The sequence below is a fragment of the Streptomyces violaceorubidus genome, assembly GCF_000717995.1.
Taxonomy (GTDB): Bacteria; Actinomycetota; Actinomycetes; order Streptomycetales; family Streptomycetaceae; genus Streptomyces; species Streptomyces violaceorubidus.
In genome coordinates this window covers 94615-109881 of the sequence record NZ_JODM01000021.1, presented here as the reverse complement: position 1 = coordinate 109881, position 15267 = coordinate 94615, and the positions used below count along the sequence as shown (strand labels likewise).

Sequence of the window (15267 nt, the reverse complement as noted above, 5' to 3'; positions counted from 1 at the left end):
CGTGGACGCCGCCCACCAGCGCGGCATGCGCGTGATCATCGACTTCGTCATGAACCACACCAGCGACCAGCACCCGTGGTTCCAGGAGTCCCGCAAGAACCCCGACGGCCCCTACGGCGACTACTACGTCTGGGCCGACGACGACAAGCAGTTCCAGGACGCGCGGATCATCTTCGTCGACACCGAGGCGTCCAACTGGACCTACGACCCGGTGCGCAAGCAGTACTACTGGCACCGCTTCTTCTCCCACCAGCCGGACCTCAACTACGAGAACCCGGCCGTCCAGGAGGAGATGATCTCCGCGCTGAAGTTCTGGCTGGACCTCGGCATCGACGGGTTCCGCCTGGACGCGGTGCCGTACCTCTACCAGGAGGAGGGCACCAACTGCGAGAACCTCCCGGCCACGCACGCCTTCCTGAAGCGGGTGCGCACATCTTCCTGCGCAACCACGACGAGCTGACCCTGGAGATGGTCACCGACGAGGAACGCGACTACATGTACGCGGAGTACGCCAAGGATCCGCGCATGCGGGCCAACATCGGCATCCGGCGGCGGCTGGCCCCGCTCCTGGACAACGACCGCAACCAGATCGAGCTGTTCACCGCCCTGCTGCTGTCCCTGCCCGGTTCGCCGATCCTCTACTACGGCGACGAGATCGGCATGGGCGACAACATCTGGCTCGGCGACCGCGATGCCGTCCGCACCCCCATGCAGTGGACCCCGGACCGCAACGCGGGATTCTCCTCGTCCGACCCGGGGCGCCTGTTCCTGCCCACGATCATGGACCCGGTCTACGGCTTCCAGGTGACGAACGTCGAGGCGTCCATGGCCTCGCCGTCCTCGCTGCTGCACTGGACCCGCCGCATGATCGAGATCCGCAAGCAGAACGTGGCCTTCGGCCTGGGCACCTACACCGAGCTGCCGTCGTCGAACCCGGCGGTCCTCGCCTTCCTGCGGGAGTACGGGGACGACCTGGTGCTGTGCGTCCACAACTTCTCCCGGTTCGCGCAGCCCACGGAGCTGGACCTCAGCGCCTTCGGCGGACGCCACCCGGTCGAGCTGTTCGGCGGGGTGCGCTTCCCGGCGGTCGGCGACCTGCCGTACCTGCTGACCCTGGGCGGTCACGGCTTCTACTGGTTCCGGCTGCGCAAGGACGCCGCCTAGCCCGGGCCCGTGCGGCCCCCACCCCCGGGCGGGCCGGTTTCCCCCGCTCCGCCCGGGGCACGCATCAGTAACCACCCCGACGATCCGGGGAAAGGACGCGACGTCATGTCGGAAGCCGTCATACGCACCGATACGAGCCCTCCGGGCCTCCTAGCGTCACTCGATCCACTGCTGCGGGACTGGCTGCCGCGGCAGCGCTGGTTCGCCGGCAAGGGGCGCCCGGTCACCGGCTTCTCCCTGGTCGCGGCCACCGAACTGCTCCCGGCCGACTCCCGCCTCGGCCTCCACCACGTCCTGGTCCGCGCCCATCAGCGGCACACGCCGGCCGGCGGCTCGGCCGAGGAGCCCGGGGACTGCTACCAGCTCCTGATAGGCACGCGCGAGGCGCTGCCGCCCCGGCTCGCGCCCGCGCTGATCGGACACGTGAGCGAGGGCCCGGCGGCCGGACTCACCGCCTACGACGCCCTGTACGACACCCGCCCCGCCGAGGTCCTGCTGGAGGCGCTGCGCACGCGGGCCCGGATCGGAGGGCTCCGCTTCGAGCGGGCTCCGGGCGACGACATCCGCACGGGGCTGGTGCCCCGGCTGATGACCGCCGAGCAGTCGAACTCATCGGTCGTGTACGGAGATACGTTCATCCTCAAGGTGCTGCGGCGGATCGTGCCCGGTGTCAATCCCGACCTGGAGCTGCCGCTGGCCCTGGCCCGTGAGGGCTGCCCCCGGGTGCCGGCACCGGCGGGATGGATGGTGGCCGACCTGGCCGGCCGGTCGTGGGTGCTGGGTGTGCTCCAGCCCTATCTGCAGGGCGCGACCGACGGCTGGGAGCTGGCGCTGCGCGAGCTGGCCAAGGGCGAGGACTTCGCCGCCGAGGCCCGTGCGCTCGGGCGGGCCACCGCCGAGGTGCACACCGCGCTGGCCCGCGCGCTGCCGACCGTCACCCTCGGGCACGCGCAGGCCCGGCAGCTCGCCGACGGCATGATCGAGCGGCTGGCGGAGGCCGCGCGGGCCGTGCCCCTGCTCCGGTCCTACGCACCCGCGCTGCGGACGGCGTTCACGGCGCTGGCGGACCTGGCCGCCGAGGGCGGTACCTGGACCGCGCAGCGCGTCCACGGCGACCTGCACCTCGGCCAGTGCCTGCGCTCCCCCGACGGGGAGTGGTCGCTGATCGACTTCGAGGGCGAGCCGGCGAAGCCCCTGGCCGAGCGCCGGCTTCCGCAGCCGGCGGTGCGGGACGTCGCCGGGATGCTGCGCTCCTTCGACTACGCCGCACACTCGGCCGAGGTCCGCGTGCCGGGCTGGGCCGAGACCTGCCGGGCCTCGTACTGCACCGGGTACGCGGAGGCCGGCGGCCGGGACCCGCGCACCGACCCGGTGCTGCTGCGCGCCTACGAGACGGACAAGGCGGTCTACGAGGTCCTGTACGAGGCCCGGCACCGTCCCGACTGGCTTCCGGTGCCCCTGGCGGCGGTGCGCCGCCTGTCCGTGCCCGAGCCGGCATGACACCCCCGCCCGCTCCCCCTTCGCCCAGGAGGCCCCGCCCGTGACCCCCCGCCCCTCGTCCAGCGGCTCCGACCCGAAGAAGACGACCGGGAAGAAGACGGCCAAGGCTTCGAAGCAGGCCGTCGCCAAGAAGGCCGTCACGAAGAAGGCGGTCGCCAAAAAAACGGTCGCCAAGAAGACGGTCGCCAAGCAGGCCGTCGCCAGGAAGACGGTCGGCACGAAGACCGCCGCGAAGAAGGCCGCGCCCCGCGAGGAGACCCGCGCCGCCGCCCCCGGGGCCGAGGTCGCCGTCTCCCCCGCGCTGGACGCCGGCGACCGGGAGCGGCTGCTCACCGGCACGCACCACGATCCGCACGCGGTGCTCGGTGCCCACCGGGTGCCCGGCGGGGTCGCGTTCCGGGCGTTCCGGCCGTACGCGCTGGCCGTGACCGTGCTCTCCGGGGAACTGCGGCTCGCGCTGCACGACGACGGGGACGGGTTCTTCTCCGGTCTGGCGCCGCTGGAGGAGGTCCCCGTCCACCGGCTCCTGGTGACGTACGAGGGGACGGTCCAGGAGGTCGAGGACCCGTACCGCTTCCTGCCCGCCCTGGGCGAACTGGACCTGCACCTGATCGGCGAGGGGCGGCACGAGCAGCTGTGGCGGGCGCTCGGCGCTCATCCGACGACGCACGACGGGGTGGCGGGCACCCGGTTCGCGGTGTGGGCGCCGAACGCGCGCGGGGTCCGGGTGGCCGGCGGCTTCAACTTCTGGGACGGCACCGGCCACCCGATGCGCTCCCTCGGCTCGACCGGGGTGTGGGAGCTGTTCCTGCCCGGTGTCGGCGCGGGCGAGCTGTACAAGTTCGAGATCACCCGGCCTGACGGCTCGCGCACCTTCCGCGCCGACCCGCTGGCCCGCCGTACCGAGGTGCCTCCGGCGACCTCCTCCGTCGTGCACGCGTCGCACTACACGTGGGGCGACGAGGATTGGCTGGCCCACCGCGCGGACGTGCCCGCGCACGAGGCGCCGATGTCGGTGTACGAGGTCCACCTGCCCTCCTGGCGCCCCGGCCTGACCTACCGGCAACTGGCCGAACAGCTCCCCGCCTACGTCGCCGACCTGGGCTTCACCCACGTCGAGCTGATGCCGGTCGCCGAGCACCCCTTCGGCGGCTCCTGGGGCTACCAGGTCACCGGCTTCTACGCGCCCACGGCCCGGCTCGGCGACCCCGACGACTTCAAGTACCTGGTCGACCGGCTGCACCGGGCCGGGATCGGCGTGCTGATGGACTGGGTGCCGGCGCACTTCCCGCGCGACGACTGGGCGCTGGCCGAGTTCGACGGGCGCCCGCTGTACGAGCACTCCGATCCGCTGCGGGCGGCGCATCCGGACTGGGGGACGCTGGAGTTCGACTTCGGGCGCCGGGAGGTGCGCAACTTCCTGGTGGCCAACGCCGTGTACTGGTGCGAGGAGTTCCACATCGACGGGCTGCGCGTGGACGCGGTCGCCTCGATGCTGTACCTGGACTACTCGCGCGAGCCGGGCCGGTGGACGCCCAACGAGCACGGCGGCCGGGAGAACCTGGACGCGGTGGCCTTCCTCCAGGAGATGAACGCCACGCTGTACCGGCGGGTGCCCGGCGTGGTGACGGTGGCGGAGGAGTCGACGGCCTGGGACGGGGTCACGCGGGCCACGCACCACCAGGGTCCGAGCGGCTTCGGCGGCCTGGGATTCGGGCTGAAGTGGAACATGGGGTGGATGCACGACTCGCTCGGGTACATGAGCCGCGAGCCGGTGCACCGCAAGTACCACCACGGCGAGCTGACCTTCTCCATGGTGTACGCCTACAGCGAGAACTACGTGCTGCCGATATCCCACGACGAGGTGGTGCACGGCAAGAAGTCGCTGGTGTCCAAGATGCCCGGCGACTGGTGGCAGCAGCGGGCGAACGAACGGGCGTACCTGGCCTACATGTGGGCCCACCCCGGCAAGCAACTGTTGTTCATGGGCCAGGAGTTCGCGCAGGGCGCGGAGTGGTCCGAGGCGCACGGCCCCGACTGGTGGCTGCTGGACCCGGAGTACGGGGCGGCGGCGGACCACCGGGGCGTGCGCGACCTGGTGCGGGACCTGAACACCCACTACCGGGCCACACCCGCGCTGTGGCGGCGCGACACCCACCCCTCCGGCTTCGCCTGGGTGGTCGGCGACGCGGCCGAGGACAACGTCCTCGCGTTCCTGCGCCTGGACGCCGACGGCACCCCGCTGCTCGCGGTGTCCCACTTCGCCCCGGTGGTCCGCCCCGGCTACCGCCTCGGCGTTCCCGAGGACGTCCCGGCCTGGCACGAGGTGCTCAACACCGACGCAGCCCGCTACGGCGGCGGCGACGTGGTCACCCCGGACCCGGTCAAACCGGAGGCCCAGGGGTGGCACGGCCACCCGGCGAGCATCCGGCTGACCCTGCCACCCCTGGCGACGGTGTGGCTGCGTCCGGCCTGACCGTCATCACCCGGCGTCGGCCAGTCCCTTCGGCAGCGGCTCGCAGTGCAGGACGCCGAGGCGCTGGGTGGCGCGGGTGAGGGCGACGTAGAGGTCGCTGGTGCCGTAGCGGGCGGGCTCGACGACCAGGACGGAGTCGAACTCCAGGCCCTTGGACTGGCGCGGGTCCAACAGGACCGTCCTGTGCGTCAGGTCGGGTTCGGCGCCCGCCGTCACGCCGTCGAGCCGGGCCGCGAGGGCCCGGTGCAGCTCGCGCGGGGCGATGACGGCGAGGCGGCCCTCCTCGGGGGTCAGCTCCCGGGCGGCCCCGGCGACGGCGGCCGGGAGGTCGTCGGTGGCGCGGACCCAGGGGCGTACGCCGGTGGAGCGCACCGAGCTGGGGGGTGTGAAGGAGGGGTCCTCGGCGCGGACCACGGCCGCCGCCAGGTCCATGATTTCGGCCGGGGTGCGGTAGTTGACGCCCAGGCGGGTGTGGTCCCAGCGGTCCTCGACGTAGGGGGCGAGGATCTTCGACCAGGAGCCGACGCCGGCCGCCTCCGCGGTCTGGGCCGGGTCGCCGACCAGGGTCATCGAGCGGGTCGGGCAGCGGCGCATCAGCAGCCGCCAGGCCATCGGGGACAGCTCCTGCGCCTCGTCCACGATGATGTGCCCGAAGGCCCAGGTACGGTCGGCCGCCGCGCGCTCGGCGGCGCTGCGGTGGTCGTCCTCCTCCTGGCGTTCGGCGAACCGCTCGGCGTCGATGATGTCGTGCGCGGACAGGACCTCGGCGTCCTCCTCGTCCTTGTCCTCGAACTCGTAGGTGCGGGACGCGTAGGACACGTCGAGCACGCCCTGCGCGTAGGCGATCTGCTCCTCGCGCTCGCGTTCGGCGCGGGAGCGGGCGACGCGGTCGTCGACGCCGAGCAGTTCGGCCGCCTCGTCGAGCAGGGGGACGTCGGCGACGGTCCAGTGCCGGGTGACCGGGCGGCGCACGGCGGCGGCGTCCTCGGCGTCCAGGAAGTCCTCGGGGGCGGCGAGGAGGTCGGCGACCAGGCGCTGCGGGGTGAGCCGGGGCCACAGCTGGTCGATGGCGGACCAGACCTCGGGGTTCTCGGCGAGTTCGTCGCGGATCTGGGTGATGTCGCTGGGATCGAGGAGGTTGGTGCCGTCGTAGGGGTCGGTGCCGATGCGCTCGGCGACCATGTCGGTCAGGGTGTTGAGGATGTGGCCCTCGAAGTGCTCGCGGGCCGCGTTGTGCGGCAGCTTGGCGGCGCGGGTGCGCTCGCGGGCGACGTTGACCAGGTCGTCGTCGAGCAGGAGGACCTCGCGGTCGTGCTCGATCGCGATCACCGGGTCGGGCAGCGCCTGCCGGTCGCGGACCGCCTCGGCGAGCACGTCGGCCATGCCGGCCCGGCCCTTCACGGCCGCCGCCCCGGGGGTGTCCGTCGCGGTGGCCTTCACGCCGGGGAACAGCTCGCCGACGGTGGCGAGGAGCACGCCGGTCTCGCCGAGCGAGGGCAGCACCTCGCCGATGTAGCCGAGGAAGGCCGGGTTGGGGCCGACGATGAGGACGGCGCGCTTGGCGAGCAGTTCGCGGTGCTCGTAGAGGAGGTAGGCGGCGCGGTGCAGGGCGACGGCGGTCTTGCCGGTGCCGGGGCCGCCCTCGACGACCAGGACGCCGCGGTGCGGGGCGCGGATGATGCGGTCCTGGTCGGCCTGGATGGTCTGCACGATGTCGCCCATGCGGCCGGTGCGCGCCGAGTTCAGCGCGGCGAGCAGCACGGCGTCGCCGGAGGGGTCCTCGTGGCCGGTGCGCCGTTCGTCGCCGAGGTCGAGGATCTCGTCGTGCAGCGCGGTGACCGTGCGGCCCTCGCTGGTGATGTGCCGGCGGCGGCGCAGCCCCATCGGGGTGTGGCCGGTGGCCAGGTAGAAGGGGCGGGCGACACCGGCCCGCCAGTCGATGAGGACGGGGGTGCGTTCGGCGTCGTCGGCGCGCAGCCCGATGCGGCCGATGCGGTGGCCCTGCCCGGAGGTGAGGTCGATCCGGCCGAAGCAGAGGGAGCCGTCCACCGCGTTGAGCGCGGCGAGCAGCCCGGAGCGCTCGGCGACCAGGATGTCCCGCTCCAGGCGGGCCTGCTGGGGGGTGTTGCCCTGTGCGAGGGCATCGGTGACGGACTCCTCGGCGTCGCCGCGCAGCGCGTCCACGCGCGCGTACAGTCCGTCGATGAATTCCTGCTCGTGCAGCAATTCATTGTCCGGAAATTCGGTGTTTGACAATTCCACTCCCGGCCGCATATACTGTGCCTACTGAACTTCTTCGCGACCTCGTTTTTCTGAAGTCACGAATCAACGAATATACGCAGAGAAATCCCCCGAGCGCAATTGCTCGGGGGATTTCTTCGTGTGCCGACCGGTCTGCCGGGCCGGTCTGCCGGGCCGGTCAGAGCACGTCGGCCAGTTCCTCCAGGAGCCGCCGCTTGGGCCGGGAGCCGACCATCGACTTCACCGGCTCACCCCCGCGGAACACCATGAAGGTCGGCATCGACAGCACCTTGTACGCGTTCGTCGTCGCCGGGTTCTGGTCGACGTTCAGCTGCACCACCCTCAGCCGGTCGCCCTCCTCCTGCGCCAGGGCTGCGAGCACCGGCGCCATCTGCCGGCACGGCGGACACCAGTCGGCGGTGAACTCCACCAGCACGGGCAGGTCCGACCCGATCACCTCCGCCGCGAACTCCGCGTCCGTCACCTCGGGCACACCGCTGGTCCTCATCCGTGTCCTCCCAGTTCGCACTTGGGCTCCGGACCCCCCGGAGCCGCCGCCTCGGCCCGCGTCAGCTGCGCGGCGACCTGCGCGCGCACCGACGTGAGCTGCTCGATCAGCGTGTCCAGCTCGGCCAGCTTGCGCCGGTAGACCACCAGGGACGCCGGGCAGGAGTCGCCCTCGGGGTGCCCGGCGCGCAGGCACTCCACGAAGGGGCGGGTCTCCTCCAGGTCGAACCCGAAGTCCTGGAGGGTCCTGATCTGCCGCAGCAGCTTCAGGTCGTCCTCGTCGTAGGTGCGGTAGCCGTTGCCGCCCCGCCGTGCGGGCAGCAGACCCCGCGACTCGTAGTACCGCAGCGTCCGCGTGGTGGTCCCGGCCCGTGCGGCCAGCTCGCCGATTCGCATGCCGACGAACGTAAGCCTTGACGCGGACGTCAAGGCAAGAAACCCCGCGCCGGGGGGAGGGCGCGGGGCTTCTTCGGGGGACCGGGCGGTTGAGCGACGGGGGGAGAACCTCAGCCGCCCGGCGTGTGCGGGAGCGGCCCCGGCGGGCAGGGGCGCCGTACGGGTGTCAGGCCCGCGCCAGCTCCTTCTCGCCGCCCTGTTCGGGCAGGTCCGGGGTGTCGCCGCCGTCCGTTTCGGCGGTGCCGTGGCCGTCGTCCAGGAGCGTCTTCTCGTCGAACGGGACCCGGCCGGCCAGCACCTCGTTCACCCGGTCCTTGTCGATCTCCTTGGTCCAGGTGCCGATGAGGACGGTGGCGACGGCGTTGCCGCCGAAGTTGGTCAGCGCGCGGGCCTCGCTCATGAAGCGGTCGATGCCGACGATCAGACCGATGCCGTCCACCAGGGCGGGCTTGTGCGACTGCAGGCCGCCGGCCAGCGTGGCGAGACCGGCGCCGGAGACACCGGCGGCGCCCTTGGAGGCCACCAGCAGGAAGAGCAGCAGCGGGATCTGCTCACCGATCGACATCGGCGTACCCATGGCGTCCGAGATGAACAGCGAGGCCATGGTCATGTAGATCATGGTGCCGTCGAGGTTGAACGAGTAGCCGGTCGGGACGGTGATGCCGACCACCGGCTTGCTGACGCCCAGGTGCTCCATCTTCGCGATCAGGCGCGGCAGCGCCGACTCCGACGAGGACGTGGACAGGATCAGCAGGAACTCGCGGCCCAGGTACTTGAAGAGCGAGAAGACGTTGATCCCGGCGACCAGGCGCAGCACCGTGCCGAGCACCAGGAAGAGGAAGAGGAAGCAGGTCACGTAGAAGCCCAGCATCAGCACGGCCAGGCTCTTGAGGGCGTCGACGCCCGCCGAGCCGGTGACGGCGGCGATGGCGCCGAACGCGCCGACCGGGGCCGCCCACATGATCATCGCCAGGACCCGGAAGACCAGCCGCTGGATGTGCTCGATGCCGCGCAGGACGGGCTGGCCGGCGTTGCCCATGGCCTGCAGGGCGAAGCCGCAGAGCAGGGCGACCAGCAGGGTCTGCAGGACCTCGCCCGCGGTGAACGCCGAGACGATCGTCGTCGGGATGATCCCGATCAGGAAGTCGACGGTGCCCTTGGCCTCCGCGTCGACCTGCGCCTGCCCGGTCTCCTTGACGGCGTCGGTCACCGCGAGACCCGTGCCCGGGTCCAGGATGTTGCCGACGATCAGGCCGATGGCGAGCGCCACCAGCGACATCACCAGGAAGTAGACCAGGGCGATGCCGCCGACCGCGCCGACCTTGGCGGCCTTGCGGACCGAACCGATGCCCAGCACGATCGTGCAGAAGATGATCGGGGAGATCATCATCTTGATCAGGTTCACGAAGCCGGTGCCGAGCGGCTTCAGCTCGGTGGCGAAGTCCGGGGCGATCAGACCGACGGCGATACCGAGGGCGACCGCGATGATCACGGCGATGTACAGATAGTGCGTGCGGTCGCGCTTGGCTTTGGGTGCGGCAGGTGCCGTAGCGGCTTTGCTGGTCACGGCGGCCCTCCTTGACGACGTCGTCGGCATCACCGGCGTGCGGCTCACGTCCGGGGGTGTGTATCGGGGACGGGGTGACTATCTCCCGGCGTGTGAGCGCGGTCACCCTTGCGTTCATTTAGTTCACAATCCAGCCAAGGTGGAGACTGTCGGCATGCACCTCCGCGTCCCCAGACCCCGCAGCCTCGCGGGGCAGCTCTTCGCCATGCAGGCCGTCCTGATAGCGGTCGTCGTGGTCGGGTACGCGCTGTTCACCTACCTCAGCGACCGGGGGCAGGCGGAGGAGGCGGCCGGGCGCCAGGCCCGTGCGGTGTCGCTGGCGATCGCCGACTCGCCGTCCGTGGCACAGGCGATCCGCACCCCGGACCCGACGGCGCGCCTCCAGCCGTACGCGGTGCGGGTCATGCAGGACACCGACGTGGACTTCGTGACGATCATGGATCCGTCGGGGATCCGCTGGACCCACCCCGAACCGAAGCAAATCGGCCACCCCTTCCAGGGCCACATCGAGCGCGCTCAGCGGGGCGAGACCTTCACGGAGACGTACACGGGCACGCTCGGCCCCTCGGTACGGGCGGTCACGCCCATCGTGGACGGCGGTCGGATCGTCGGCCTGATCTCCGCCGGCATCAAGGTCGAGGAGATCAGCAAGCGGGCGCAGGAGCAGCTCACGGCCCTGACCGGGGTGGCGGCCGGGGCGCTGCTGCTCGGCGCGGTCGGCACGTACGTGATCAACGCGCGGCTGCGCCGGCACACGCACGGGATGAACGCGGACGAGCTGAGCCGGATGCACGACTACCATCAGGCGGCGCTGCACGCGGTGCGGGAGGGGCTGCTGATGCTGGACGGGCACTACCGCGTCGCGCTGATCAACGACGGCGGGCGGGAGCTGCTCGGCGTGCGCGGTGACGTGGTCGGCACCTCGGTCGTGGACCTGGGGCTGCCCGCGCGGCTGACGGGGGCGCTGCTCGCGTCGGAGCCGCGGGTGGACGAGGTGCACCTGGCGGCGGAGCGGGTGCTGGTGGTGAACACCTCGCCGGTCTCCGGCGGTGAGCGCCGGGGCACGGTGGTGACGCTGCGGGACGTGACCGAGCTGCAGTCGCTGACGGGCGAGCTGAACTCGGAGCGCGGTTTCACGCAGGCCCTGCGGTCCCAGGCGCACGAGGCGGCGAACCGGCTGCACACGGTCGTCTCGCTGATCGAGCTGGGGCGGGCCGAGGAGGCCGTGGAGTTCGCCACGGCGGAGCTGGAGCTGGCGCAGGCCCTCACCGACCAGGTAGTGGCGGCGGTGGGCGAGCCGGTGCTCGCGGCACTGCTGCTGGGCAAGACGGCGCAGGCCAACGAGCGGGGAGTGGAGCTGGTGGTGTCGCAGGACGGCCGACTGGACGACGGACTGCTGCCGCCGTCGCTGCCCGCCCGGGACCTGGTGACGATCCTGGGCAACCTGGTGGACAACGCGGTGGACGCGGCACAGGGCGCGGTGCCCTCGCGGGTGACCGTGGCGGCGTACACGGAAGGCACCGGGACCGACGGCTCCGAGCTGGTGCTGCGGGTGTCCGACACCGGCGCCGGGGTCGATCCCGCCCATGCCGACCTGGTCTTCCAGCGGGGCTACTCGACCAAGCCGGCCGACGAGGGCGGACGGGGCCTCGGCCTCGCCCTGGTCCGGCAGGCGGTACGGCGGCACGGCGGCTCCCTGACCGTGGCGGAGGCGGAGGGCGGCGGCGCCCGCTTCGAGGCCCGGCTGCCGCTGGGCGACGCCGGGGGCGGCGGGGCGGCACCGGCGGCGGTGACGGGCAGCAGACCGGGCTCCGGGGGTGCGGTGTGAGCGGCGCGGACTCGCAGCCCATCCGGGTCCTGGTCGTCGAGGACGACCCGGTCGCCGCCGACGCGCACGTGATGTACGTCGGCCGGGTGCCCGGGTTCGTCGCGGTCGGCAAGGCGCACACGGGTGCGGAGGCCCGCCGCGTACTGGACCGCACCCCGGTGGACCTGCTCCTGCTCGACCTGCACCTGCCGGACGTGCACGGACTCCAGCTGGCCCGTTCGCTGCGGGCGGCGGGGCATCAGACCGACGTGATAGCGGTGACGTCGGCGCGGGACCTGACGATGGTGCGCGAGGGGGTCTCGCTGGGCGTCGTGCAGTACGTGCTGAAGCCCTTCACCTTCGCCACCCTGCGCGACCGGCTGGTGCGGTACGCGGAGTTCCGGGGCACCGCCGGGGAGGCGAGCGGCCAGGACGAGGTGGACCGGGCGCTGGCCACCCTGCGCGCCCCCGGCCCGGCGGCCCTGCCCAAGGGCCTGAGCGGTCCGACGCTGGAGCGGGTGACGGGCGCCCTGCGCGGCTCGGCCGAGGGCCTCACCGCGGCCGGGGTCGCCGAGGCGGTGGGCATCTCCCGCATCACGGCCCGGCGTTACCTGGAGCACCTGGTGGACGCGGGCCGGGCGGGCCGGAGCCCGCAGTACGGGCAGGTGGGGCGGCCGGAGCTGGTCTACCGGTGGGTGCGGGGCCGGTGAGCCGCGCGGCCCTGCGTGCCTGCTCGGCCTCGCCGGGCGAGCCGACCCGTTCGTAGGCGTCCGCGGCCCGCGTCCTGCGCGGGTGCCGCCCTGCGGGCCGACTCGGCCTCCTCGGGCGAGCACGCCCCGTCGCAGGCACCCGCGAGCCGGGTCAAGCACGCGCGGGCCCGCTCGGCGTCGTCGCCCCTTCGCGTCCACCGCCCCCCGTCCCGCCCTCGGCCTCGGCCTCGGCCTCGGCCAGGGTGGTCAGCAGTGCCGTTCCCCCGCGCGACGTTCCCTGACCCGGCAGCGGGGCGCCGCCGCCTTCGCGTACCGCACGACCTGCGCCGCGAGCCCCGCCACGGCGAGCGCCTCCAGCACCGAGAGGGCGACGAGCAGTCCACCGGAGCCGCCGTCCGCCCAGAAGACGACCAGCGCCGCCAGGGGTACCGCGCAGAAGGCCGTCAGGTCGATCACGGTCTGGATCGCCTTGCGGGACCGGCGCCGGGTATCGGTGCGGTGGTACGCCTCCCACCCGAAGGTCGTGAATCCACTGCCGTGGGCGGCGAGTCCGGCCAGCCTGGGCCCCAGATCGTCCCGGACGTAGAGCCCGATCGCCGAGATCTTCTCGTCGTTGACGAGGTAGGTCCACCCGAGGACGAGACACACCGGCGGCAGCGCGAGGAGCATCGAGGGCTGCTTGGCCTGGGCCGTGGCGGCGATGACACCGGCCACGACGGCGAGCGTCACGTAGAGGAGGTTGTCCCGGAAGCCGATCCTCGCCCGCTGCTCGCTCTTCACGCTCTCGTACTCGGCGAGCAGCAACTGCCCGACGGTGACGTCCTGTTCAGGCACGCGGCCCCCTTCTCCCGGCGGTAACTTACGACTATGCCGGACGTCGAGGCCACCGCTCCGGTGGTAGCGGCGTGCGCGGGGCTCTCGGATAGGCTCGAGCATGCGATCTCGAACAGGCGGCATGTGGTGGGGCACCACGATCGAAGCGGCGGACCCGAGCGGTCTGGCGAGGTTCTACGCCGAACTCCTCGACTGGCACCTCGGGCACGAAGAGCCGGGGACGGCCATCGTGTCCGCCTCACCGCAGGGACCGTTCCTCGTGTTCCAGCAGGCGGAGGGCTATCGGCCTCCGGTGTGGCCACCGGCCGACGGCGACCAGCGCCCGATGATGCACCTCGACTTCCAGGTCGGTGACCTGGACTCGGCCGTCACCGAGGCAATGACCCTGGGCGCCACGCTCGCGGAGTTCCAGCCACGGGAGAACGTCCGGGTGCTCTTCGACCCGGCCGGCCACCCTTTCTGTCTGTGCCGCGACGACGAGTAGACCAGGCGCCGTTCGCCCGGCCGGTGACGGCACGTCATGACACGGCGAGCGTTTCCCGATCCGGCCCCGGCCGCCTGTCCGCACCCGACCCCGCATACACCCGAGCCCCACGCCGAGGCACCACCGCCCACATCCGCGTCCCGCCCCCGGGCTCCCGCGCCTCCCCGATTCCCCACTCCCCCTCGCAGGCCCGCACCACGCAGCCCAGCACCCGCAGCGCCGACCGCCTGCGCGCGTCGCAGGCCGCGATCAGCCGGGGGTGCTCGTGCCGCCGGTGCCCGTCGTAGAACACCACCCGCAGGGTGCCCTCCCGGTAGCGCAGCGAGACGTACACCTCGTCCCTCGGCGTGAATCGGCAGGCGCAGGCGGCGAGTTCCCCCACCACCTGGACCACCGCGTCCGCCATGTCGTCCAGCCCGTGCCCGTGGAGCACCGCCCGCGCCGTGACCCGGGCGATCCGCGGGCTGGCCGGGCCGGGGGGCAGGGTGAAGCTGCAGGTGAGCGTCTCGGGCGTGGGCGGCGCGAGGTCCGACACCTCGGCGAAGACAGGACAGGCTACGGACGCGGACATGGGCAACTCCCTTGATGGCGACACCTGAACGTAAGCGACTCATCACCGACTGTAGCGCACGAGTGGAGTACGTGTACTACTCTCCTCGAAGTCCTCGGTGGACCGTCCATTCACACCAGCGGCAGACTGTCCCAGCACACCGCAGAACGGGAGGACCAATGCCGCCGAGGAGCGCTCCGACGGAGCGTCAGCGTCGACTCGGGGCCGAGTTGCGCAAGTTGCGCGTCGCGGCCGGGATGACCACGGAGCGCGCCGCCGCACTGCTGGACGTCCCGCGCACCAATGTGCCCAACATGGAATCCGGGCGCTCCGGCATCAGCGCGGAACGCGTGCGCACCCTCGCGCGAAACTACGGCTGTACCGACCAAGCGCTCGTCGAGGCGCTCGCCGCCATGGCCGCCGGGCGCGAGAAGGGCTGGTGGGAGGCGTACAAGGGGCGGCTCCGGGACGGTTTCCTGGACATCGCCGAGATGGAGTGGCACGCCGCCCGCCTACGCATCGCCGTCACTGTGCACCTGCCGGGGCTGCTCCAGACCGAGGACCACGCCCGCGCCGTGTTCGACGCCGTGATCCCCCGGCTGCCCTCGGACGACATCAGCGTCCGCGTCGCCCATCGGGTCGAACGTCAGAAGGTGTTGGACCGTCCGAGTCCGCCGGCGCTCGACGTGATCCTCCACGAGGCCGCTCTGCGCATGGAGTTCGGCGGCCCCACGGTCGCGCGGCGCCAGTTGGAGCATCTGCTGCGCATGTCCGAGCGCGGGAACGTGACCCTGCGAGTCATCCCGTTCCATGCGGGCGGCTTCCCCGGGGCCGGGCAGTCCGTCGTCTACGCCGAGGCGGCTGTCTCCCGTCTCGACACCGTCGAGCTCGACAGCACCCACGGCCCGGAGTTCATCGACGACGAGGGCCAGCTTGCCAAGTACCGCGCCCAGCTTGACGCCGCTCAGGCTCTCGCACTCTCCCCGCCCGCCTCGCGCGACCTCGTCCATGCCCTGGCCCACGACTTCTAG

General features: G+C 72.2%; 12 protein-coding genes and 1 pseudogene. 7 read left to right on the top strand and 6 right to left on the bottom strand.

Going from position 1 to position 15267, the window contains the following annotated elements:
- The 3 genes and pseudogenes from IE94_RS35940 to glgB form a co-directional block, all read left to right on the top strand.
- Positions 1–1164, top strand: a pseudogene (locus IE94_RS35940) (alpha-amylase family glycosyl hydrolase); the annotation flags it as partial.
- A 105-nt stretch (positions 1165–1269) separates the two neighbouring features.
- Entirely contained in the window at positions 1270–2664 is a 1395-nt protein-coding gene (locus IE94_RS0123035) for a maltokinase N-terminal cap-like domain-containing protein (protein WP_030187441.1), read from the top strand.
- Between the two features lie 40 nt (positions 2665–2704).
- On the top strand, positions 2705–5140 hold the full coding sequence (gene glgB / locus IE94_RS0123030; protein WP_078606565.1) for a 1,4-alpha-glucan branching enzyme: 2436 nt from the start codon (positions 2705–2707) through the stop codon (positions 5138–5140).
- 6 nt (positions 5141–5146) lie between these two features.
- On the opposite strand, the gene IE94_RS0123025 is transcribed toward glgB, so the two are convergent.
- The 4 genes from IE94_RS0123025 to IE94_RS0123010 all read right to left on the bottom strand — a co-directional run bounded on the left by IE94_RS0123025 (position 5147) and on the right by IE94_RS0123010 (position 9851).
- Positions 5147–7414: a HelD family protein gene (locus IE94_RS0123025; RefSeq protein WP_030187439.1), complete on the bottom strand. Its 2268-nt coding sequence runs from the start codon at positions 7412–7414 to the stop codon at positions 5147–5149.
- Between the two features lie 145 nt (positions 7415–7559).
- Entirely contained in the window at positions 7560–7874 is a 315-nt protein-coding gene (locus tag IE94_RS0123020; protein ID WP_037923299.1) for a thioredoxin, read from the bottom strand.
- Positions 7875–7885: 11 nt separating this feature from the next.
- Complete coding sequence (locus IE94_RS0123015) at positions 7886–8284, bottom strand: MerR family transcriptional regulator (RefSeq protein ID WP_003973561.1); 399 nt, start codon at positions 8282–8284, stop codon at positions 7886–7888.
- Positions 8285–8450: 166 nt separating this feature from the next.
- Complete coding sequence (locus tag IE94_RS0123010) at positions 8451–9851, bottom strand: cation:dicarboxylate symporter family transporter (protein WP_030187434.1); 1401 nt, start codon at positions 9849–9851, stop codon at positions 8451–8453.
- Positions 9852–10005: 154 nt separating this feature from the next.
- Between IE94_RS0123010 and IE94_RS0123005 the strand changes: the two genes are divergently transcribed.
- Positions 10006–11679 (top strand): sensor histidine kinase, encoded by a 1674-nt coding sequence (locus tag IE94_RS0123005; protein ID WP_030187432.1) that lies wholly within the window; start codon positions 10006–10008, stop codon positions 11677–11679.
- A complete protein-coding gene (locus IE94_RS0123000) occupies positions 11676–12368 on the top strand; it encodes a response regulator (RefSeq protein ID WP_030187429.1) in 693 nt (230 codons plus the stop codon). Before IE94_RS0123005 ends, IE94_RS0123000 begins: the two co-directional genes overlap by 4 nt.
- Positions 12369–12614: 246 nt before the next feature.
- Here the strand turns inward: IE94_RS0123000 and IE94_RS0122995 are convergent, their stop codons facing one another.
- Positions 12615–13202, bottom strand: a complete 588-nt coding sequence (locus IE94_RS0122995; RefSeq protein WP_051777617.1) for a hypothetical protein — start codon at positions 13200–13202, stop codon at positions 12615–12617.
- Between the two features lie 100 nt (positions 13203–13302).
- Here IE94_RS0122995 and IE94_RS0122990 point away from each other — a divergent pair, with 100 nt between their 5' ends.
- Positions 13303–13686, top strand: a complete 384-nt coding sequence (locus IE94_RS0122990; RefSeq protein ID WP_030187424.1) for a VOC family protein — start codon at positions 13303–13305, stop codon at positions 13684–13686.
- 34 nt (positions 13687–13720) lie between these two features.
- Here IE94_RS0122990 and IE94_RS0122985 read toward each other — a convergent pair whose 3' ends face one another.
- Positions 13721–14257 (bottom strand): sensor histidine kinase, encoded by a 537-nt coding sequence (locus tag IE94_RS0122985; RefSeq protein ID WP_063829731.1) that lies wholly within the window; start codon positions 14255–14257, stop codon positions 13721–13723.
- A gap of 158 nt (positions 14258–14415) precedes the next feature.
- Here IE94_RS0122985 and IE94_RS0122980 point away from each other — a divergent pair, with 158 nt between their 5' ends.
- The gene (locus IE94_RS0122980) at positions 14416–15267 is read left to right on the top strand and encodes a helix-turn-helix domain-containing protein (protein ID WP_030187419.1); all 852 of its coding nucleotides are present in this window, start codon (positions 14416–14418) and stop codon (positions 15265–15267) included.